This is a genomic window from Pseudomonas sp. NMI760_13, from assembly GCF_021283245.1.
In the GTDB taxonomy this organism is placed as follows: Bacteria; Pseudomonadota; Gammaproteobacteria; order Pseudomonadales; family Pseudomonadaceae; genus Aquipseudomonas; species Aquipseudomonas peradeniyensis.
In genome coordinates, this window is sequence record NZ_JAJSRC010000019.1 from 16,598 (window position 1) to 38,137 (window position 21,540).

Consider the following 21,540-nt stretch of genomic DNA (forward strand, 5'->3'; position numbering starts at 1 on the left):
CGCAGGCGTCGAGGCTTTCTTCGACGATGGACCAGCCGTCGATCCTCAGTGACACAGGAATCTGATCCGCATCGTGGCCGAACGAGGCCCATGAAAAATCCGATGCCCTTTCAGGCATCGGATTTTTGCGGTTTGCGATGGGCTATCGAGGTAGGTAGCCCCTGTGTCGATATTACATGGCGCGGTCAGTTCGGCGACCAGGCCAGTTGCCAGTCCTGGAGGTGCGACTCATCCAGCAAGCCGATCTGTTCGGGCTTTCGGATGTGGTCGCGGGTATCGCCGAGGTGGCGTTCGAGCATCTGTGCCCAGGCGTCCAGTTCATTACGTACGTGCATGACATCGAGGTCGACCTGGAATGACTCGACATCGCTGCAGATCACCGCGTGGCCGCAGGCGGCAAATTGCAGTAGAGGCAAGGCGTCATTGAATTGTTCGGCCGGGTCATCCGCGCGCAGCGCCAAGGCCGTGTTCAGGTTCAGGCTGGCCAGCATCCTGGGCGTGTACTGGACATTGCCTGGATGAATTTCACGCGCACAGCCATGCAGGTGATGCGGCACGTCGCCCCAAAGGATCCAGTCCACCTGGTCGGCAAACCGGCGTACCAGGTTTTCTGCCAGTTGCGACGTTCGCGGGTGTCTGGCGGAGAAACCACAGCCCACTCGTACCTTGCCGTCCAGGTTTGCCGGGGATGGCAGGCTGGCCCAGCGTGCGTCCAGGCGGGTACCGATCACGCGGATGTCAGGGTGCATGTGCGCAAGGGCGTCGGCCATGGCTTGCGTCGGCACGACGACCCGATCCACCAGGCGCATGGCCTGTGTCAGAATTTCCAGCTCCATGCTGGTCGAGGCGGCTCCAGCCCCCAGGCCGGCGATTGGTCCGCTGACCTCGAGCACCTTGAAGGCCTGTGACAGTTCCACCCCTTGGCTGATCAGCTTGAGGCGGCGGCGGTCATTCTGGTGCTGGATGACGATGACGTCCGGGCGCAGACGCTCGACCTCGACCGGGCTGAGCGCGCGCGTGCTCAGGCAGCCATCGATCAGGCCGGCGTCGCGCAAGGCGCCGAAGACCGGTTTCAGGCGCTCCGAGGCTACTTGTTCGTCAAGCGCGGCATAGGCCAGCACCACGGGCAGTGGGCGCCAGCAGAGAGGCTTCCAGGTGAGGTCGTGCAAGGCCTCGAACGAATAGCCAGTGCCCCTGAGGGCAAAGTTCTTGTTGTAGGTCGGGTCATTGGCCAGGGTCGTCAGCCACTTCTTCTGGGCGTGGTGCTGCTCTTGCGCGAAGCGCTGGCGCAAGCGTGCATCCTTGCGAGCCTCGGACCAGGTCGCGCCACCTTCGTGAAGTAGCAGGGCGTGGGGTGTCCAGACATTGAGGTAGCCGAGTTCACCGACCTTCAGGCACAGGTCCAGGTCATTGCAGGTCAATTGGAAGTGCGCTTCGTCCATGCCCGTGACGGCTTCGTAGACTTCCTTGCGAATCATCAGGCAACTGGCGCTGACAGCGCTGACATTCTGGTCGACCAGAAGGCGTTGCAGGTATCCGCCATCATGGGCTGCCTGGTCGGCGTTGGGGCTGCCGGCTGGCCCGTTCAGGCCGCCAATCAGGCCGGCATGCTGGACATGCCCCGTTGGTGTGAGCAGCTTGGCGCCGACGATGCCGACTTCCGGGCGTTGAGCATGGTTGAGCAGTTCATCCAGCCAGTCGTCGTTGAGGATCGCCACGTCGTTGTTGAGCAACAGCAGGTATTCGCCGCGGGCATGGCAGGCGGCAAGGTTGTTCATGGCGCTGAAATTGAACGGCCCTGGGTGGTTGAGTACGCTCAGCTTGCTTGCGGCGATGTTCGCCATGAGCTGCAGCCATTCCAGGGTTTCCGGCAACTGGCTGTCATTGTCGATCAGGATGATTTCGAAATGTGGGTAACGGGTCTTCTCCAGAAGACTCTCGATGCAACGGCGCAGCAGTGGCAGCTGGTCGCGAGTCGGAATGAGGATCGAGACCAGCGGCTGGTGCGCATGCCGATATTTGACGTGGTAATGGCGAGGTGGATTTTCCACGATTTCGGCCTGGGCATAGCCACGGTTGGCCAGGTGGCGCAGCACCGCCTCGCGCTCGTCCTGGTTTTCCACGACCACTGGTAAATCGCTGACGACCAGCGGCTCTTCCAGATGGGCGATGCCATCAAGTCCGCCGATATCGATCAGTCGCAGCACGAGGTCCAGTGACAGCGCGTCGGGGAGCGTTGCATCGTAGCCGCCGGCCTGCACTGCCAGCGAGCGGCGGACCAGCCAGTGCGAGGCCATGACCAATGGCAGGCTCAGCAGGTAGTCCAGGTTGACACCCGGGCGAAGGGCTGCGCCAGGGCCCTCGGCCGAGCGGAACATACCATCGCAATAGATCATCCGGCAGTTTTGCGCGCCGGCCAGTTCGAGGTCGAGCAGCAAGGCGCCCGATGGCAGGATCTCGTCACCGGCATCGAGCAGAAGCAACCAATCACTGTCATCGCCTTGCAAGACCTCGTTGAGCTCGATAGCACCGGGTGAGCTGACATGCAGCCAGTGCGTGTCTTGGTCTGCGCGTGTTGGTGTGGCAGTGGTGCTCAGGACAATGGTGCGCAGGTCGATGGAACTGCTCGACCTCCACCAGGCAAGGCTTTCCAGGGTATCGTCGAGCGCCCGTGCCTCGCCGTGCTTGTCGCGCACCAGTACCGTGAGGCTGGTCTGCCCGCGCAACGCCTGGCGACGAGCATCGACCAGGCGCTGCTGAGCGGGGGTCGTTTGCCGCTGGCGTAGCCAATCCTTCACGGAGGGCACCCGGTGATCGCAGACGTACTGGACGGCCGCACGCTGGGTAATATCCAGGAAACGCTGCAGTTGCGGCCAGAAAGCCTTCTCGATGTCCAGCCAGCGTGCGCGCGCCTGCATGACTGTCGCACGGGCTCGCTCCAGCCCGCCCGGTTCATCGTAGAGCGCCGACCCGGCATTGCCGAACTGTTCGGTGAATGGCTGGCTCTTGACATGGCCACCGGGCAGGTAGATGACCGGGCAACCGCACAGCATGGCCTCTGTGCAAGTGGCGGAGATTTCGTAGCTGTAGAGCACCGAGGCCGTGCGGAAGATCTCCGCGAGTTCCGCCAGGGACTTCGGATTGGCCAGGCTGAGGATCTGTACGTCGCTCGGTAGCAGGGAGAGGTCGACCAGCGATCGATCGATGCGGTTCAGGTACAGGTAGTGGCCGCTGCGTTCGACCGGCTCCAGTGGTGGCGAGAACAGTTCGGAGTCGATGATCGGCAGCAGCAGCAAGTCATCGCTGTTGGCATCTGCGCCGAAATCCTGGGTGTAATAGAAGAACAGGTCGCTGTCCTGGGCGTCGATCGTGCGGCCGGTCAGGAAGCCTTCACGGTTGAGGATATAGCGCGCCACTATAGGTGTGCCGAGGGGGTTGCCGTCTAGCACCTCCGGATACACCGCGATCGGCGCCAGGCCTATGGCCTGGTGATGCTGGCGCACTTCGTCCGTGAGGATCGGAGTGCGCAAATTGGGGTTGGTGACGCACTGGCTGACGTAGGCTTCATACCCCGCCAAGTTCAGGGCGTGGCAGAGGTAGTGCAGCACACAGATGCCCGACGAGGTTTCCCGGTAGTCGGGGGCAAAGACGTAGTACGGGTGGCGCGGCTTACCGTGCAGGGCTGAGTTGATCATGGCTTTTCCGGTGCTTTGTCAGGCAGTTCGCAGATGACATAGACACTGGCGCACAGGTCGGGATAGACCATGCCCAGGGCTTGGCATGCGTCCATGAAACGGTCATCGATCAATTGGCTTTGCAGGGCTTGGTCCAGCTGGAAGTTGGCCAGTGGCTTGAAGAACACGCCTCCACGCTGGGCGATTCGCCAGCCTGCGCCACGTGCTTCCTGCTCCAGGGTGTCGAGGCTGTAGGTGATGCGATGGCCGTGCAGGCGCTCACCTTCGGTAACCGCGCTGTTATGTTCGATCAGGCCCATCTTCACGGCGATCTGGCGCGACGGCGCATTGGCATTGGGCACGGCGATGAACAGGCGTCCCCCCGGTGCCAGCCAGTTGCGCACGCGCTCCAGCACCTGGCGGCGATCGTCGAGGTGCTCGAGGGTGTGGATGAGGAAGATGTTCTGGTAGCGTGGTTCGAGCTGTGCTTGTTCGAAGGTGCTGCAGACGAACTTGATCGGCGCATCGACCCTGTTGCGGGTCACTTCGATCAGGTCGCTGGCGGCCTCGATAACCGTCAGGTCCTTGAAGCGCTCGGCGAACAATGCGGTGAAGGCGCCCTCAAAGCACCCCATCTCCAGTGCCGCACCGTCGAGCAGCCAGGGTGAGAAGGTTTCCAGCATGTAGCGCCGCAGCCGCGCATCGAAGTCATAGAAATAGCTGCGATGGGCGTTGTCCTGGAATTCCTGGTTGTAGTCGCGTGTGGTCATGGGGCTCATCCCTGGTTCTTGCGGTAGAAGCGCTGATCTTCAGGCTGGTACCACTCATGGAGGGTCGTAGGGGTCCGGGCGTGCCAGCCGAGCAGTTGTTGCACGGCCGCCGGCTGGGCGATGCAGAACGTATCGCCCAATGCCCGGCAATAATCGAATTGCGGTTTGAAGTAGCTGCGAGTGAATGTCAGCGTCAGGCAGCGGCGTGGATCCGGCGTTCGGTTGATGCCGGCCGCATGCCAGATCCGCGAGTCGAACAGGTAGATGGAGCCGGCCTTGCCGAGCGCCTTGTTGGCACCTGTCTCGAAGTCGACGTCAGTGGGTTTGTCAGGCGCGGTATGCGAGCCTGGCAGGAACAGTGTTGCGCCGTTGTCGACGGTGAAATCGTCAAGCAGCACCAGGGCCTGGGCCATCTGCATGTGTTCGGCGGACCATGAGCGAACATCCCTGTGTACGTTTCGCACATAAGCGTCGGTGCTGCTGAGATTGTTCAGGCCACCAAAGGAGTTGAGGATCGGCAGGCCCCCAAGCATGTGCGTGAGAGCGTCAGTCAGTCCCCAGTGCGCGAGCCTGGCCAGCAGCTCGATGAATCGGCTGTCCGAGGTCAGGATATGATGGGCTGTCTGCTCGGTGCGCTGGGTGATGCCGTTCTCCAGTTGGACCTGGCGGCAACGATCAATGGCGGCACTCAGGTCGTCACGCAACTGATCGAGCAGTGGCTGTCCAATCAGCTCGGGTACACAGGCATAGCCGTTGAGTCGCAGTTCCTCATGTAGTGCGTTCATCGGTCTTGCTCCTGCTGCTCGAGCCAGTTGCGGTAATCGTCGACGGTGACGCCGAGGACGACACGGTCCCAGCGACGACCCTTGCGGTAGTACCATTGACGCTGCACGCCCTCGATGGTCCAGGGTACTTTGCGGGTATAGGTTGCCAGGGACGCTTCGTTGTATTCGATGATCGTCGTCCACAACCGGTGCAGGCCCAGTTCGTCGAAGGCATAGCGCATGACCGTGCCGATGACTTCGGTGCCATAGCCCTTGCCGCGCAGTGTCGAGTCACCGATCATCATTCCATGTTCGGCGGTGCCGTTCTTCCAGTCGATACCGACCAGGTTTGCAGTGCCGATCAGTCCGTGGTCTAGGGTCTCGATGCCGAAGCGCTGATTCATCGGGTCATTCTTGAGCCCTAGCAGCCATTCCTTCTGTGCTTCGCGAGAAACCGGGAAGTGCCAGCCACCCAGCAAGCTCCACAGGGCCTCGTCATTGGACCAGCGGTGCAGTGCAGGCAGGTCTTCGAGTTCCAGTGCCCTCAGCACGATGCGTTGACCTTTGATGCTCATGATTTCCTCAGATGAGTGATGACGGCGTCAGCCAGTCGCTGCATGTCTTTTGCGTCGTAGCGTTGATCCAGGGGAAGCGGTAACAGGCATTCGGCCAGATGGCGCTCCATAGGAGGTGTCGCCGGATTGTCGATGAGTTCCCGCCAGTAGCAGGGAACGTAGATGGCCTGTTCGAGCAGGTGCTGGCGCAAGCTGCCCGCCGCGGATGCCGAGTCGAGCAGCAAGGGGTAGCACAGCGCCGGAACAATGGCATCTGGCCAATAGCGGAAGCTGTTGAAGGTGTCGAGATGCTGGCGCAGGACGTTCAAGTTGTTGCCGCGCCGCTCCTTGACCTGCGCGTAGTCGATGCTGTCGAGCACCCGCGCGGTACTGGTGGACATGGCCATGACGCCTTGCCGGGTGAGCGATGCCTCGTTGGCCTGGTAATCGACATAATGGTGCTCGGCAGCTTGCTCCAGGCGTCCGAGCAATGCCCCGAATCGATCCAGGGAAGTGCCTTGCGGTGGGGTAGGCAATTCGGCCGGGCCATTGACCAGCCAGCCGCCATCGGCAACACCGACGAACTTGCGTGGCGAATAGATCGTGGCAATGTCGGGCAGGGCGTCGCTGAACAGTGCTTGTGAGTTGTCCACGATCAACTGGTATCCGTATCGTGGAGCAAGCACTTGGCGAACATAGTCTCCCTTGAGCCCGAAGTAGTCGACGTACAACAAGGCCTCGTCACTCGTCAGTCCGGGCGGCGCGGCCAGGCTCAGGTCGGCGTCCAGCCCATAGCGGCATAGTTCGACCTCCAGGCCTTGCAGGGCTTGCTCGAGAACGTTGCAGATGTAGTACGGCAGGTGAATGCGGCGTGGAGCCCGGGCCTGCACCAGGGCGCGAAAAGCGGCGCGTGCACTGTTGAAGGCCGAGGCTTGGGGGTAGGGCGTCTGGCCCTTGCGCAATTCCAGTTCGAAGTAGCCACCGATGGCGTCAGGCATATTGGATCTCGCCAAGTCTTGCCCATGCGGCCACGTTTTCGGGCTCGTGGAACATCAGGGCATCAAGGATCGACAGGCCGGCAACAAATGGGCGACTGCTACCCTGGGCATAGGGTGGCAGGCTGGCGTGAAGCAGCTCAAGGGTGATGCCGGACTGCCCGAAGGCCTGGGCCTGGTACAGGTGGCCGCCACCGACAGGGTTGAGGTAGTGGGTGCCGCGGCACGCCTGGACGATTTCGATGACCCGCTCTTCGCCCAGCAGGCCTTTGCCGGGTCCGAGCTCGCTGGCTCGTGAAATGGGGGTGTCGATCGCCAGGAGTGAGCAGCATGCCTTGAGCAGGCGTTCGTTGAGGGTCGCGATGCTGTCTGCCGCTGGTGCGAGCAGGCCTTCGAGCCAGGTCATCGTCGGTTCGCGACGAGGGGCCTTGCGATAGGCGAACTCCAGCTTGTTGAGCAGATCCTCCAGGCTGAATTGCTCGGCGATGCGCCGGTTCATGATCTGCTGGGTGTGACTGTCCTTGGTCAGGGAGATGCGGAACCACTTCGCCTCGCCCTCCAGCAGATATCGATTGCGTTCGATCCAGCCGTTCTTGATGAATTGCACATTGTCATACAGGACGAAGTGGTCCGATGCGGCAATCAGCTGGAAGTATCCCAGATACGGCAGGAAGTAGGGTTGCATGAGCGCGATTCGCCGGTGTTCGCCCACAACTGCGTTGCTCATGCCTGACGGGCTCCCAGCAGGATGTCGATGATCTGTTCCAGAGTGTCGTCGTCGAGATCCGGATAGATAGGCAGGCAGAGAACCTGGCGCGAGACTTCCAGGGCGTTGGGCAGGTGGTCGAGGTTGGCACTCGCCAGGCCGCGGTACATCGGGAACTCACAGATCAGCGGATAAAAATATCGGCGGACCAGGATGTTCTGGTCGCGGTAAAGCTGGTAGACCTTGTCGCGCGAGGTGCCGAAGCGCTCTTCATCAATCAGGATCGGGCAGTAGGCATAGTTCCAGTCCAGTCCCTGCGGTTGACGCAACAGCGTGATGCCCTCGACGCTCTCCAGCGCCTGACGGTAGCGTTCGAATACCCGCCGGCGGCGCTGGAGCGCATCATCTATATGGCGCAGCTGCAGTACACCGAAGGCGGCCTGGATCTCGTTCATCTTGCCGTTGATTCCGGTGGCCATGATCACCGTTTCGTCGACGAAGCCGAAATTCTTCAGGAAATCGATGCGGCGCTTGAGCTTTTCATCCTTGCAGACAATGGCACCGCCTTCGAAGGTGTTGAACACCTTGGTGGCGTGGAAGCTGAGGATCGACAGATCGCCATTGTTGAGGATGCTCTCGCCGTTCTGGCGTACGCCGAAGGCATGGGCGGCGTCGTAGATGACTTTCAAACCGTAGGTGTCCGCTACTTCCTGGATGGCCTCGACATCGCAGGGGATGCCGTAGCAGTGCACGGGCAGTATCGCTGTGGTCTCCGGCGTGATGGCTTCGATGATGCGCTGGGGATCCAGGTTGTTGGTGAGCGGGTCGATATCGACGAAGACCGGCTTGAGGTTGTTCCAAAGCAGCGAATGGCCGGTTGCCACGAAGGAGTAGGGCGTGGTGATCACTTCCCCCGTCACGCGAAGGGCTTGCAGTGCCGTTACCAATGCGAGAGTACCGTTGGAGAACAGCGAAATGTGCTCTACCCCCAGGTATTCGGCCAGCTCCTGCTCCCGGTTGCGCATGGAATGGCCCGGCATTGGTCAGTCGCTTGCTCTCCCAGATGCTTTCCAGGTAGGGCAGGAATTCCTCCAGTGGAGGCAGCAGTGGGCTGGTGACTGTGATGGGTTTGGCCATGGACGGGTCGGCTCTTTTTACGAATTAGGGGAAGCAGGGCTTGATAGGCCTGGCGCCGAACGGTGTATCCAGTCAGGGTTTCGCCATGAAACCGACGTCTCGCACCGGGAATTCTGCTTGGTTAGCAAAAAGTCGGCCAACCTCCGGTGTCGGCATGGCGGGACGCAGTCGAGTTGCGAGAGTGACTTGGCAGTCGAAACGTGCATCTCTAATCTATTGAGTCAGCGGGCAGCCTCGTCGAGACGGTAGGCAGGGTGTATGGCCTTGGTCGCGAAGCCCGTGAATTTTCGCCATTTCCATCGGGAAGCCACAATGATTGGCATCAAAAGTATCGCCAGTTACGTACCTGTAGAGGGTGTCGACAATTACGCCCAGGGTGCGAAATTCGGCAAGGATCAGGATTTCATCTTCGGCAAGATCGGTTCGACCTTCCTGCCGCGCAAGGGTGCCGATCAGGAAACCTCTGATCTGTGCGTCGAGGCCGCCCGTACGCTGTTTGCTGGCAATCCGGCGCTGGATCCGGCGTCCATCGATGTGGTGATCGTCGTTACCCAGAATGGCGATGCCGAGGGCCTGCCGCATACCGCGGCGATCGTCCAGAACAAGCTGGGCTTGTCCACCGCCATCGCTGCCTTCGATATCTCGCTGGGCTGCTCCGGCTATGTCTATGGCCTGTATGCCATGAAGGGCTTCATGGATGCCGCGGGGCTGAAGAATGGCTTGTTGATCACCGCAGATCCCTATTCGAAGATTGTCGACCCTGAAGATCGCAATACCACCATGCTGTTCGGCGATGCTGCAACGGCCACCTGGATGGGCGAGGACGCTGCCTGGCAGCTGGGCAAGTCGCTGTTTGGCAGTGATGGGGCGGGTGCCGAGCACTTGCGCACCACCCAAGGCACGTTCTTCATGAATGGTCGCCAAGTCTACAATTTTGCGCTGGTCAAGGTCCCGGCGCACCTGCAGCAGTTGCTCGAGGCCAGTCACTTGAAGGCCGAGGATATTGACCTTTACTGCCTGCATCAGGGGAGCGCGGCGATCGTCGATGCGGTCTCGCAGCGTTTCGACGAGGGGCGTCAGCGCGAGAAGTTCGTCAAGGACATGGTCGAGACCGGCAATACCGTTTCCTCGAGCATTCCGCTGCTATTGGAAAAGCATGTGATCGGCTCGCAGTGCAAGCGTGTCGCGCTCAGTGGTTTCGGCGTCGGCCTGTCATGGGGCTCGGCAATCATCGAGCGCAATGGCTAAGCTCCGCGTGTCTATATAGAAGAGGCGCTGCCCGTTATCGGTCAGCGCTTTTTTGTTTTTGGCTGTTGGTAATTTGGCGTCAAACCCCTGATTTCATTGGGGTGGCAGGATGCCAGTAAAAAAATTGGGAAATCGCCCTAAAGCAAACTGCCCTGACGACGATAAACATTACGAAGGTTCTCTAGGCCACCTACCCGGCGAATTGCCAAGGCCGGAAGCCGTAGTACCCAATCCAACGAGGAATTCGTCATGGCTTTGACTGTAAACACTAACACCACCTCTCTGGGCGTTCAGAAGAACCTGAACCGTGCTTCCGACGCACTGAGCACCTCGATGACCCGTCTGTCCTCCGGCCTGAAAATCAACAGCGCCAAAGACGACGCCGCCGGCCTGCAGATCGCTACCCGCATGACCTCGCAGATCCGTGGTCAGACCATGGCCATCAAAAACGCCAACGACGGTATCTCCATCGCCCAGACCGCTGAAGGCGCGATGCAAGAGCAGACCAACATCCTGCAGCGTATGCGTGAACTGGCACTGCAATCGCGAAACGACTCGAACAGCTCGCAAGACCGCGACGCTCTGGACAAAGAGTTCCAGTCGATGCTGAAAGAGATCGACCGTATCGCTGACAGCACCCAGCTGAACGGCAAGAACCTGCTGGACGGTTCCGGCGGCGTGATGACCTTCCAGGTCGGTTCGAACGTTGGCGCTGCCAACCAGATCACCATCAGCCTCAGCGCTGCAATGAAGACCACTGGTACTGACGCAGCCCTGACTGCCCTGGCCGGCAAGAGCATCACCGGTGCCGACAGCAGCAGCGCCCAGGCTACCTTCAGCGCCGCCGTCAGCGCCATCGACGACGCCCTGCAGGCAATCAACACCTCGCGTGCCGACCTGGGTGCTTCGCAGAACCGTCTGACCAGCACCATCAACAACCTGCAAAACATCAACGAGAACGCCGAAGCCGCTCGTGGCCGTGTACAGGACACCGACTTCGCTTCTGAAACTGCACAGCTGACCAAGCAGCAGACTCTGCAGCAAGCTTCGACTTCGGTTCTGGCCCAGGCCAACCAGCTGCCATCGGCAGTCCTGAAGCTGCTGGGCTAATCTGCCTGATAGCTGATGGCGGGGGAGTGCTCTCCAGGCGCTTCCCCGCCTTTTTCATTGTGAGGTGCTGGACATGGACATGAGCGTCAAGCTGAACCTGTCTTACCCGGCTGCACGCACGGCCGAGCAGGTTGCTGAAAAACCGGTTGCGCGGTCGCCAGGCACTTCCGGTGATGGCGAGAAGCAGCAGGATCCGGGTAAGGTGCAGGGCGCCGACAAGGTGCAGGCTGCAAATGATGTCAAAGGCGCTGTCTCGGAAATCGAGAAGTTCCTGAAGGAAACGCGACGCAATCTGGAGTTCGTCACAGACGAAGAGTCCGGTAAGATCGTGGTCAAGGTCATCGCCAGTGAAACCGGTGAGTTGATTCGTCAGTTGCCCTCGGAAGAGGCCCTGCGGATCGCCCATAGCCTGAGCGATGTCAAAAGTATTCTGTTCGACGCCAAGGTCTGATTGGCGGCGAACGCAAATGTGTGATTCAAGTCGGTCTTGCAGGAGCGGGGCCGACTCATCGAAGAGAGGAGCGACAGCATGGCAAGCCCGATTACTACCAACACGGGTGCGGGCTACGGGCTCGATATCAAGAACATCGTCAGCGTGTTGGTGAATGCCGACACCTCGGCCAAGGCCAACCAGATTGCTCGGCAGACGAGCAACAACTCCGCGATGATCTCCGGTATCGGTTCCCTGCGCAGCGCCTTGACGGCGTTCCAGGACGCCATGAAGAAGCTCAACGACAAGAACGCCCCTTCGTTCAATGCCTTCGCTGGCACTTCCGCTGACGAAAAAGTGGTCAAGATCAAGTCGAGCAACTCGGCGGTCGCTGGGACCTACGATATCAAGGTCGACAAGCTGGCCACCGGCTCCAAGGTCGCCAGCAAGCAGTTCGTGGGTGGTGCCAGCACGGCGATCGGCGCCGGTGAGCTGACCATCAGCCAGAACGGCAAGGACTACAAGGTCAACGTCGCCAGCGGTGCCACACTGCAGAGCGTGCGCGACCAGATCAACAAGGAAATGAGCGCCAACGGTATCACCGCCAACATCATCAATGAGGCGGGTGGTTCTCGCCTGGTGTTCAGCTCCACCACGACCGGCAAGGGCAGCGACATCTCTATCGGTGGTATTCCGGAGCTGACCATCAACGGTACTCAGCCCATCAGCGGAAGTGGCGCGGGTTACATCAGTGGGCTGGCCCAGGATGCGGAATTTTCCATCGACGGGCTGGCGCTGAAAAGCCCGAAGAATACTGTCGACCAGGCTATCAGTGGCCTGACGCTCGAGCTCACCGGTGTCTCCACGGGCGGTAATGCCACCAAGGCTACTGTAGCGCTGGACAACGAAGGCCTGAAGAAATCGGTGCAGTCGTTCGTCGATGCCTATAACACCCTGCAGAAGGCTGTTACTGCGCTGGTCACGCCAGAGAAGGACGCCAACGGCAACGTCAAGAGCCTTGGTCCGCTGACCAACGACCCGACTACCCGGTCGTTGCTTGCCGATGTGCGCAAGGTGCTGACGGAAGTGGGGGCAGGAGACAAGCTGACCACGCTCAGTCAGTTGGGTATCAACACCCAGAAAGATGGCACCCTGGAGTTCAATAGCACCAAGTTCACCTCTGCATTGAACGACAAGAAGCTCGGTTCGGAAATCCAGGAGCTGTTCACCGGCACCAATGGTCTGTTCGAGCGGATGAACAAGGCAATTGATCCGTACAATTCCACGGGTGGTTCGCTTGATACTCGCAAGAGCAACCTCGACAAGGCTGCCAGGAACCTGCAGAACCAGCAGGCGGCGCTTGATCGTCGTACCGAGTTGCTGACTGCGTCGCTGACCAAGAAATTCTCTGCGCTCGATACCGCCCTGGCCAAGATGAAGAAACAAGGCGAGCAGATCACCTCGATCTTCGAGGCGATCAACGCCCAGGCCAAGAAGTCCTGATCGATCGCGCATGACAAAAGCCCGGCGGCGTCTCACAGGCGTGCCGGGCTTTGTCTTTTCCGGCTAAAGTTTTTTGACGCGGCGGCGATACAAGAGGTATATGCACCTTTTCGCTGCAACGAGGTAGATCCATGAACCCGATGTTGGCCCTTCGGCAATACCAGAAAGTCAATGGCGTGGCACAGACTTCCGAGGCCAGTCCGCACCGCCTGGTGCAGATGCTCATGCAGGGTGGTCTCGACCGCCTGGCCCAGGCCAAGGGCGCCATTGCCCGCAAGGATATCGCCCAGAAGGGCATTCTGATCGGCAAGGCCATCGATATCATCGGCGGTCTGCGCGAGGGTCTCGACCTGGAGAACCACGCCGACAGCCTGACCGACCTGGACAACCTGTACACCTACATGAGTCGTCGCCTGGTCGAGGCCAACGTCAAGAGCGATCCCGAGATCATCGACGAAGTCGCGCGTCTGCTGATCACGGTCAAGGAAGGCTGGGACGCGATCGGCGAACAGCAGCCGGCGCCCTGAACCAGGAGGTTGTCATGAGTGAGGTGATCGAGCGTATCGACCAGACCCGCGAGCTGCTGCTCGCCGCCCTGGCCAGTCGTGACTGGGAGGCGGTTGGCGAGCTGGATCTGGAGTGCCGCCTGTGCGTCGACGATGTGCTGGCCGAGGCGTTGTCGAACGAGGATGAGGTGCGTGCCAGTCTGGAGCAGCTGCAGGCTGTCTATCGGCAGCTAATCGAAGTTGCAAGTGGCGAGCGTCAATCAGTGGTCGACGAGATGGCGAAGATACGTCAGGCAGAAAACGCGACAAAGGTATACCATTTGTTCACCTGACCACAGGTTACACAAAAATCAGCGCGCCATAAATTTGACTGTGTGCCGTTTTTTGACTTTACTAGTGGCTGTTTTCGAAATTCAGACGTCCGAACACTGACCATTCAGTCGGAATGATGTCGTGCACGCCTTCGGGCGCCGATATGACTAGGGAAGTTGCTATTGCATGTGGCGTGAAACCAAGATTCTCCTGATCGATGACGACAGCGAACGCCGCCGCGATCTGGCGGTGGTCCTGAATTTTCTCGGCGAAGAAAACCTGTCCTGCTCCAGCGACGACTGGCAGCAGGTGGTCGAGGGTTTGTCTTCCAGCCGTGAAGTGCTGTGTGTCCTGATCGGTACCGTAAATGCCCCGGCCAGCGTGCTGGGGCTCCTTAAGACAGTGGCCGGGTGGGATGAGTTCCTTCCGGTTCTGCTTCTGGGTGAAATTTCTTCTGCGGACTTCCCCGAGGACCTGCGCCGCCGTGTGCTGTCCAACCTCGAGATGCCGCCGAGCTACAGCCAGTTGCTCGACTCCCTGCACCGTGCCCAGGTCTATCGCGAGATGTACGACCAGGCCCGCGAGCGTGGTCGCCAGCGCGAGCCCAACCTGTTCCGCAGCCTGGTGGGCACCAGCCGTGCCATCCAGCATGTGCGGCAGATGATGCAGCAAGTGGCCGACACCGATGCCAGCGTGCTGATCCTTGGCGAGTCGGGCACCGGCAAGGAAGTGGTGGCGCGCAATCTGCACTACCACTCCAAGCGTCGCGAGGCACCGTTCGTGCCGGTCAACTGCGGGGCGATCCCGGCGGAGCTGCTCGAAAGCGAACTGTTCGGCCACGAAAAGGGCGCCTTCACCGGGGCGATCACCAGCCGTGCCGGGCGTTTTGAGCTGGCCAACGGCGGCACGCTGTTCCTCGACGAAATTGGCGACATGCCGCTGCCGATGCAGGTCAAGCTGCTGCGCGTGCTGCAGGAGCGTACCTTCGAGCGGGTCGGCAGCAACAAGACCCAGAGCATCGATGTGCGCATCATCGCCGCGACGCACAAGAACCTCGAGACCATGATCGAGGACGGGACCTTCCGCGAGGATTTGTATTACCGGCTGAATGTGTTCCCGATCGAGATGGCGCCATTGCGTGAGCGGGTCGAAGACATCCCGTTGCTGATGAACGAGCTGATCTCGCGCATGGAGCACGAGAAGCGCGGCTCGATCCGCTTCAACTCGGCGTCGATCATGTCGTTGTGTCGCCACGGCTGGCCGGGCAACGTCCGCGAGTTGGCCAACCTGGTGGAGCGCATGGCGATCATGCATCCGTACGGGGTGATCGGCGTGGCGGAGCTGCCGAAGAAGTTCCGTTATGTGGATGACGAGGATGAACAGCTGGTCGACAGCCTGCGCTCCGATCTCGAGGAGCGCGTGGCGATCAATGGCCATGCGCCGAACTTCGCCAGCCACGCCATGCTGCCGCCCGAGGGGCTGGACCTCAAGGACTACCTCGGCAGCCTCGAGCAGGGGCTGATCCAGCAGGCGCTGGATGATGCCAACGGCATCGTTGCCCGGGCTGCCGAACGACTGCGCATCCGGCGTACCACGCTGGTGGAGAAGATGCGCAAGTACGGCATGAGCCGCCAAGGTGGCGAGGAACAGGCGGACGACTGATCCCGTCTTGCCTGGACGCAATGGTCGGGGGCTGTGACAGTCCCGGCCATTGCCTTCGATCAACGATCCTGCAGTCGATTATCCCCATCTCCGGCACGGCTATTGCTACAGCGCAGGCAACATACCGTTTTTATGACGGTCAGCCATGCGAGAGAGCACGATGCCCCAGGCCGCCCACCGTTCCCATGCCGCCGATCCGCGCGGGCACACCCCGCTCGAGCAGGAAAGCCGGCAGGGTCTTGAGCAGGCGTTCGCCCTGTTCGATCAGGTTTCCAGCCAGCTGAGCCAGTCCTACACCATGCTCGAGACGCGGGTCAGCGAGCTCAAGGGCGAGCTGGCGGTGGTCAGTGCGCAGCGCATGGCCGAGCTCGATGAGAAGGAGCGCCTGGCCAATCGCCTGCAGAACCTGCTCGACCTGCTGCCGGGCGGGGTGATCGTGATCGACGCCGAAGGGTGCGTGCGCGAAGCCAATCCGGCGGCCTGCGAGTTGCTCGGCGAGCCATTGATCGGCATGCGCTGGCGCGAGGTGATCGCCCGCAGTTTCGCGCCGCGTGACGATGACGGCCATGAGGTCTCCCTGCGTGACGGGCGTCGCCTGTCCATCGCGACGCGCTCTCTGGATGCCGAGCCGGGGCAGTTGGTGTTGCTCAACGACCTGACCGAAACCCGCCGTATGCAGGATCAGCTGGCGCGGCACGAGCGCCTGTCCTCGCTGGGGCGCATGATCGCGTCCCTGGCGCATCAGATCCGCACGCCGCTCTCGGCGGCGATGCTCTATGCCAGCCACCTGGCCGAACCGCAGCAGGTATTGACCGACGAAACCCGGCTGCGCTTTGCCGGCAACCTCAAGGAGCGTCTCCACGAGCTCGAACACCAGGTGCGTGACATGCTGGTGTTCGCCCGCGGGGAATTGCCGCTCAATGACCGGATCAGCCCGAAGGCGTTGTTCCAGGCGCTGCAGCAGGCGGCTCATGCCCATGTCGAGGGGCATGCGGTGCGCTGGCAGTGCGACAGTCGTCTCGGGGAGTTGCTGTGCAACCGTGACACCCTGGTCGGCGCCTTGCTCAACCTGATCGAAAATGCCCTGCAGGCCAGCAGCGGGCCGGCGAAACTCAAGGTGCACCTGTCGCGTCGCGACGACAATCTGCGCGTGTGCGTCAGCGATGCCGGCAGCGGTATCGACGAGCAGCTGCTGGCGCGCCTGGGGGAGCCATTCGTGACCACCAAGGCGACCGGCACCGGCTTGGGGTTGGCGGTGGTCCAGGCGGTGGTGCGCGCGCACCGCGGCACCCTGCAGCTACGCTCCAGGCTTGGCCGTGGTACCTGTGTCACCGTGCTGCTGCCGTTGATCGACGGCCGTGGGGAGGTAAATCAATGAGCGTCAAGGTACTGCTGGTCGAGGATGATCGGGTCCTGCGTCAGGCGTTGGCCGATACCCTGGAGATCGGCGGTTTCTGCCACCGTGCCGTCGGCAGTGCCGAGGAGGCCTTGCTGGCGGTGGCTGAAGAGTCGTTCAGCCTGGTGGTCAGCGACGTGAACATGCCGGGCATGGACGGTCATCAACTGCTCGCCCAACTGCGTCGGCAGCACCCACAGCTACCGGTGTTGCTGATGACCGCCCATGCGGCGGTGGAGCGGGCGGTGGAGGCCATGCGCCAGGGGGCTGTCGATTATCTGGTCAAGCCTTTCGAGCCCGGAGCGCTGAACGGCCTGGTGGCGCGTCATGCCGTCGGCAGCGCTGCCGGCAGCGATGACGAGGGGCCGGTGGCGTGCGAGCCGGCCAGCCGGCAATTGCTGGAATTGGCGGCACGGGTTGCGCAAAGCGACTCCACCGTGCTGATCTCCGGCGAGTCGGGAACCGGCAAGGAAGTGCTGGCGCGCTACATCCATCAGCAGTCGCGGCGGGCGGATCAGCCCTTCGTGGCGATCAACTGCGCGGCAATCCCGGACAACATGCTCGAGGCGACCCTGTTCGGCCATGAAAAGGGCGCCTTCACCGGGGCGATCGCCGCCCAGGCCGGCAAGTTCGAGCAGGCCGACGGCGGCACCTTGCTGCTGGACGAGATTTCCGAGATGCCGCTCGGCTTGCAGGCCAAGCTGCTGCGGGTGCTGCAGGAACGCGAAGTCGAGCGCGTCGGTGGGCGCAAGCCCATCGCCCTGGACATCCGCATCCTTGCCACGACCAACCGCGACCTGGTGGGGGAGGTGGCGGCCGGCCGTTTCCGTGAAGACCTGTACTACCGCCTTTCGGTGTTCCCCATGGCCTGGCGCTCCCTGCGCGAGCGTCCTGCCGATATCCTGCCGCTGGCCGAGCGCCTGCTGGCGCGCCATGCCCGCAAGATGCGCCATGCCCAGGTGTGCCTGTCCAGCGAGGCGCGGGCGTGCCTGCAGGCGTATGCCTGGCCGGGTAACGTGCGGGAGCTGGATAACGCCGTGCAGCGGGCGCTGATCCTGCAGCAGGGCGGTGTGATCGAGGCGGCGGATTTCTGTCTGGCTGGCGCCATTCCATTGTCGGCGCCGAAAGTGGCCACTATTGAGCCATTACCTGCTGAGCCGGTTGTCGAGGTTGGGGGGCTGGGCGACGACATGCGTCGTCATGAGTTCCAGATGATCATCGACACCTTGCGTGCCGAGCGCGGCCGTCGCAAGGAGGCTGCCGAGCGCCTGGGGATCAGTCCGCGCACCTTGCGCTACAAGCTGGCGCAGATGCGTGACGCGGGCCTGGATGTCGAGGCCAGCCTGTTCGGTTGATGCGTCGTTTTGAATGATTTTCGGGTTGGCTGGCACTCCTCTTGCTAGTTCCAACCCATTCGCTGCACGAGTGTCAAAAAAAGTGCGGCAGCCGGAGAGAGAAGTCCATGACCCAAGGTGTTGAATTCAATCGTCTGATGTTGGACATGCGTGCCATGCAGGCCGAAGCCATGTCCCAGCCCAAGGCTGTCGCCGCGCCTGAACTGGCGCCAGGCCAGAGCAGCTTTGCCGACATGCTTGGCCAGGCCATTGGCAAGGTGCATGAAACGCAGCAGGCCTCCTCCCAGCTGTCCAACGCTTTCGAGATCGGCAAGAGCGGAGTCGACCTGACCGACGTGATGATCGCCTCGCAGAAGGCCTCGGTGTCGTTCCAGGCCCTGACCCAGGTGCGCAACAAGCTGGTACAGGCGTACCAGGACATCATGCAGATGCCGGTATAAGGGCGAGAGTGAGTCATGGCCGAAGCAGTCGTCGATAACGCCCCCGCCAAGAGTGGTCCGCCAGCGGCCAAGCCGCCGCTGTTCGGCATGGCATTCCTGGAAAACATCTCGCAGATGCCCATGCTGCGTCAGGTCGGCCTGCTGGTCGGCCTGGCCGCCAGCGTGGCCATCGGTTTCGCCGTGGTGCTGTGGTCGCAGCAACCGGACTACCGGCCGCTGTACGGCAGCCTGGCGGGCACCGACACCAAGCAGGTGATCGATGCCCTGACCGCCGCCGATATCCCCTATCGCGTAGAGCCGAACTCCGGTGCCCTGTTGGTCAAGGCCGACGACCTCTCCCGTGCGCGCCTGAAACTGGCTTCCGCCGGTGTTGCGCCAAGCGATGGCAACGTCGGCTTCGAGCTGCTCGACAAGGAGCAGGGCCTGGGCACCAGCCAGTTCATGGAAGCCACTCGCTACCGTCGCAGCCTGGAAGGCGAGCTGGCGCGTACCGTGTCGAGCCTGAACAATGTCAAGGCCGCCCGCGTGCACCTGGCGATCCCGAAAAGCTCGGTGTTCGTGCGTGACGAGCGCAAGCCCAGCGCCTCGGTGCTGGTCGAGCTGTACCCGGGCCGCGCCCTGGAGGCGGGCCAGGTCATGGCCATCGTCAACCTCGTGGCCACCAGCGTTCCGGAACTGGACAAGTCCCAGGTGACCGTGGTCGACCAGAAGGGCAACCTGCTTTCCGACCAGTTGCAGGACACCGCCCTGACCATGGCGGGCAAGCAGTTCGACTACAGCCGCCGCATGGAAGGCATGCTCACCCAGCGCGTGCACAATATCCTCCAGCCGGTGCTGGGCAACGACCGCTACAAGGCTGAGGTGTCGACCGACGTCGACTTCAGCGCCGTCGAGTCCACCTCCGAGCAGTTCAATCCAGACCAGCCGGCGCTGCGCAGCGAACAGTCGGTCAACGAACAGCGTGCCAGCAGCCAGGGCCCGCAAGGTGTGCCGGGTGCCCTGAGCAACCAGCCGCCGGCCGGCGCCTCCGCGCCCGAGAACGCCAAGGCCGCCGCCACGCCGGCCGGTGCCATCCAGCCTGGCCAGCCGCTGGTGGATGCCAACGGCCAGCAGATCATGGACCCGGCCACCGGCCAGCCGATGCTTGCGCCGTACCCGAGCGACAAGCGTCAGCAGAGCACCAAGAACTTCGAGCTGGATCGCTCCATCAGCCACACCCGTCAGCAGCAAGGTCGCCTGACCCGCCTGTCGGTGGCCGTGGTGGTGGACGACCAGGTCAAGCTCGACGCCGCCACCGGCGAAACCACCCGCACTCCGTGGGGTGCCGAGGACCTGGCGCGCTTCACTCGCCTGGTGCAGGACGCAGTGGGCTTCGATGCCAGCCGTGGCGACAGCGTCACCGTGATCAACGTGCCGTTCGCCGCCGACCGTGGCGACGAGCTGGTCGACATTCCGTTCTACTCGCAGCCGTGGTTCTGGGACATCGTCAAGCAAGTGCTGGGCGTGCTGTTCATCCTGGTGCTGGTGTTCGGCGTGCTGCGTCCGGTGCTCAACAACATCACAGGTGGCGGCAAGCAGGCTGCCACGGACAGCGACATGGAGCTGGGCGGCATGATCGGTCTGGATGGCGAACTGGCCAACGACCGCGTCAGCCTGGGTGGCCCGACAAGCATTCTGTTGCCGAGCCCGAGCGAGGGTTACGAGGCACAGCTCAACGCAATCAAGGGCCTGGTGGCCGAAGACCCGGGCCGCGTGGCCCAGGTCGTGAAAGAGTGGATCAACGCCGATGAGTGACAATCGAGCCATTACCGCCAAGCTGAGCCGCGTCGACAAGGCGGCCATCCTCCTGCTCTCGCTCGGCGAGACCGATGCCGCGCAGGTCCTGCGCCACATGGGGCCCAAGGAAGTGCAGCGGGTCGGTGTGGCCATGGCGCAGATGGGCAACGTCCATCGCGAGCAGGTCGAGCAGGTGATGAGCGAGTTCGTCGAGATCGTCGGCGACCAGACCAGCCTGGGTGTCGGTTCCGACGGCTATATCCGCAAGATGCTCAACCAGGCTCTTGGCGAGGACAAGGCCAACGGCCTGATCGACCGCATCCTGCTCGGTGGCAACACCAGCGGCCTGGACAGCCTCAAGTGGATGGAGCCGCGTGCCGTGGCCGACGTCATCCGCTACGAGCACCCGCAGATCCAGGCCATCGTGGTCGCCTACCTCGACCCCGACCAGGCCGGCGAGGTGCTGAGCAACTTCGACCACAAGGTGCGCCTGGACATCGTCTTGCGCGTGTCGTCGCTCAACACCGTGCAGCCGGCGGCGCTCAAGGAGCTCAACCAGATCCTCGAGAAGCAGTTCTCCGGCAACTCCAATGCCGCGCGCACCACCCTGGGTGGCATCAAGCGCGCCGCCGACATCATGAACTTCCTCGACAGTTCCGTGGAAGGCGCGCTCATGGACTCGATCCGCGAGATCGACAGCGACCTGTCGGAGCAGATCGAAGACTTGATGTTCGTCTTCAACAACCTGGCCGACGTCGACGACCGTGGCATCCAGGCGCTGCTGCGCGAGGTGTCTTCGGACGTGCTGGTGGTGTCGCTCAAGGGCGCCGACGAGCGGGTCAAGGACAAGATCTTCAAGAACATGTCCAAGCGTGCGTCGGAGCTGTTGCGCGACGACCTGGAGGCCAAGGGGCCGGTTCGGGTCAGCGACGTGGAGACGGCGCAGAAGGAAATCCTCACCATCGCCCGTCGCATGGCCGAGGCCGGCGAGATCGTGCTGGGCGGCAAGGGCGCCGAGGAAATGATCTGATCAGCGGGGCGACGCGGTCCCCTATAGGAGCGGCCTTGTGCCGCGAAAGGGCAAGGCTGCCCCGACAATTTTGCGGTGACATCGATATCGAGGGGCTGCTTTGCAGCCCTTTCGCGGCACAAGGCCGCTCCTACAGGGGCGCGTTGGTTGCAGATGGCTTTTGAGTACCTGA

General features: G+C 61.9%; 18 protein-coding genes and 1 pseudogene. 12 read left to right on the top strand and 7 right to left on the bottom strand.

Going from position 1 to position 21,540, the window contains the following annotated elements:
* Positions 1-185: 185 nt before the first annotated feature.
* The 7 genes and pseudogenes from LU671_RS18735 to LU671_RS18765 form a co-directional block, all read right to left on the bottom strand.
* Entirely contained in the window at positions 186-3,695 is a 3,510-nt protein-coding gene (locus tag LU671_RS18735; protein WP_232856520.1) for a glycosyltransferase family 2 protein, read from the bottom strand.
* Entirely contained in the window at positions 3,692-4,444 is a 753-nt protein-coding gene (locus tag LU671_RS18740; RefSeq protein ID WP_232856521.1) for a class I SAM-dependent methyltransferase, read from the bottom strand. Before LU671_RS18740 ends, LU671_RS18735 begins: the two co-directional genes overlap by 4 nt.
* Positions 4,445-4,449: 5 nt before the next feature.
* Positions 4,450-5,229: a phytanoyl-CoA dioxygenase family protein gene (locus tag LU671_RS18745; protein WP_232856522.1), complete on the bottom strand. Its 780-nt coding sequence runs from the start codon at positions 5,227-5,229 to the stop codon at positions 4,450-4,452.
* Positions 5,226-5,783 carry a GNAT family N-acetyltransferase gene (locus LU671_RS18750; RefSeq protein WP_232856523.1) on the bottom strand — a complete coding sequence of 186 codons (558 nt, stop codon included), beginning with the start codon at positions 5,781-5,783 and terminating at the stop codon, positions 5,226-5,228. Before LU671_RS18750 ends, LU671_RS18745 begins: the two co-directional genes overlap by 4 nt.
* Entirely contained in the window at positions 5,780-6,760 is a 981-nt protein-coding gene (locus tag LU671_RS18755) for a hypothetical protein (RefSeq protein ID WP_232856524.1), read from the bottom strand. The genes LU671_RS18750 and LU671_RS18755 overlap by 4 nt, the downstream gene beginning before the upstream one ends.
* Positions 6,753-7,484 carry a WbqC family protein gene (locus LU671_RS18760; protein WP_232856525.1) on the bottom strand — a complete coding sequence of 244 codons (732 nt, stop codon included), beginning with the start codon at positions 7,482-7,484 and terminating at the stop codon, positions 6,753-6,755. The genes LU671_RS18755 and LU671_RS18760 overlap by 8 nt, the downstream gene beginning before the upstream one ends.
* A pseudogene (locus tag LU671_RS18765) lies at positions 7,481-8,600 on the bottom strand (DegT/DnrJ/EryC1/StrS family aminotransferase). The gene LU671_RS18760 and the pseudogene LU671_RS18765 overlap by 4 nt, the downstream one beginning before the upstream one ends.
* Before the next feature lie 312 nt (positions 8,601-8,912).
* Between LU671_RS18765 and LU671_RS18770 the strand changes: the two are divergent.
* The 12 genes from LU671_RS18770 (at position 8,913) to fliG (ending at position 21,368) form a co-directional block, all read left to right on the top strand.
* Entirely contained in the window at positions 8,913-9,848 is a 936-nt protein-coding gene (locus LU671_RS18770) for a ketoacyl-ACP synthase III (RefSeq protein WP_232856570.1), read from the top strand.
* Positions 9,849-10,097: 249 nt separating this feature from the next.
* The gene (locus tag LU671_RS18775; protein ID WP_232856526.1) at positions 10,098-10,958 is read left to right on the top strand and encodes a flagellin domain-containing protein; all 861 of its coding nucleotides are present in this window, start codon (positions 10,098-10,100) and stop codon (positions 10,956-10,958) included.
* Between the two features lie 73 nt (positions 10,959-11,031).
* Positions 11,032-11,409, top strand: a complete 378-nt coding sequence (locus LU671_RS18780; RefSeq protein WP_198742987.1) for a flagellar protein FlaG — start codon at positions 11,032-11,034, stop codon at positions 11,407-11,409.
* 78 nt (positions 11,410-11,487) lie between these two features.
* Entirely contained in the window at positions 11,488-12,891 is a 1,404-nt protein-coding gene (gene fliD, locus LU671_RS18785) for a flagellar filament capping protein FliD (protein WP_232856527.1), read from the top strand.
* Positions 12,892-13,022: 131 nt separating this feature from the next.
* A complete protein-coding gene (gene fliS, locus LU671_RS18790; RefSeq protein ID WP_232856528.1) occupies positions 13,023-13,418 on the top strand; it encodes a flagellar export chaperone FliS in 396 nt (131 codons plus the stop codon).
* Positions 13,419-13,432: 14 nt separating this feature from the next.
* Positions 13,433-13,729, top strand: coding sequence for a flagellar protein FliT (locus tag LU671_RS18795; RefSeq protein ID WP_186714840.1), 297 nt, complete (start codon positions 13,433-13,435; stop codon positions 13,727-13,729).
* 166 nt (positions 13,730-13,895) lie between these two features.
* Positions 13,896-15,371, top strand: a complete 1,476-nt coding sequence (fleQ, locus tag LU671_RS18800; RefSeq protein WP_186714839.1) for a transcriptional regulator FleQ — start codon at positions 13,896-13,898, stop codon at positions 15,369-15,371.
* A 160-nt stretch (positions 15,372-15,531) separates the two neighbouring features.
* On the top strand, positions 15,532-16,749 hold the full coding sequence (locus LU671_RS18805) for a sensor histidine kinase (RefSeq protein WP_050706676.1): 1,218 nt from the start codon (positions 15,532-15,534) through the stop codon (positions 16,747-16,749).
* Positions 16,746-18,122 (top strand): sigma-54-dependent transcriptional regulator, encoded by a 1,377-nt coding sequence (locus LU671_RS18810; protein WP_232856529.1) that lies wholly within the window; start codon positions 16,746-16,748, stop codon positions 18,120-18,122. Before LU671_RS18805 ends, LU671_RS18810 begins: the two co-directional genes overlap by 4 nt.
* 107 nt (positions 18,123-18,229) lie before the next feature.
* Positions 18,230-18,562 carry a flagellar hook-basal body complex protein FliE gene (gene fliE / locus LU671_RS18815; RefSeq protein WP_050706674.1) on the top strand — a complete coding sequence of 111 codons (333 nt, stop codon included), beginning with the start codon at positions 18,230-18,232 and terminating at the stop codon, positions 18,560-18,562.
* A 15-nt stretch (positions 18,563-18,577) separates the two neighbouring features.
* Positions 18,578-20,356 carry a flagellar basal-body MS-ring/collar protein FliF gene (gene fliF, locus LU671_RS18820; protein WP_050706673.1) on the top strand — a complete coding sequence of 593 codons (1,779 nt, stop codon included), beginning with the start codon at positions 18,578-18,580 and terminating at the stop codon, positions 20,354-20,356.
* The gene (gene fliG, locus LU671_RS18825; protein WP_023631000.1) at positions 20,349-21,368 is read left to right on the top strand and encodes a flagellar motor switch protein FliG; all 1,020 of its coding nucleotides are present in this window, start codon (positions 20,349-20,351) and stop codon (positions 21,366-21,368) included. Before fliF ends, fliG begins: the two co-directional genes overlap by 8 nt.
* Positions 21,369-21,540 lie beyond the last annotated feature (172 nt).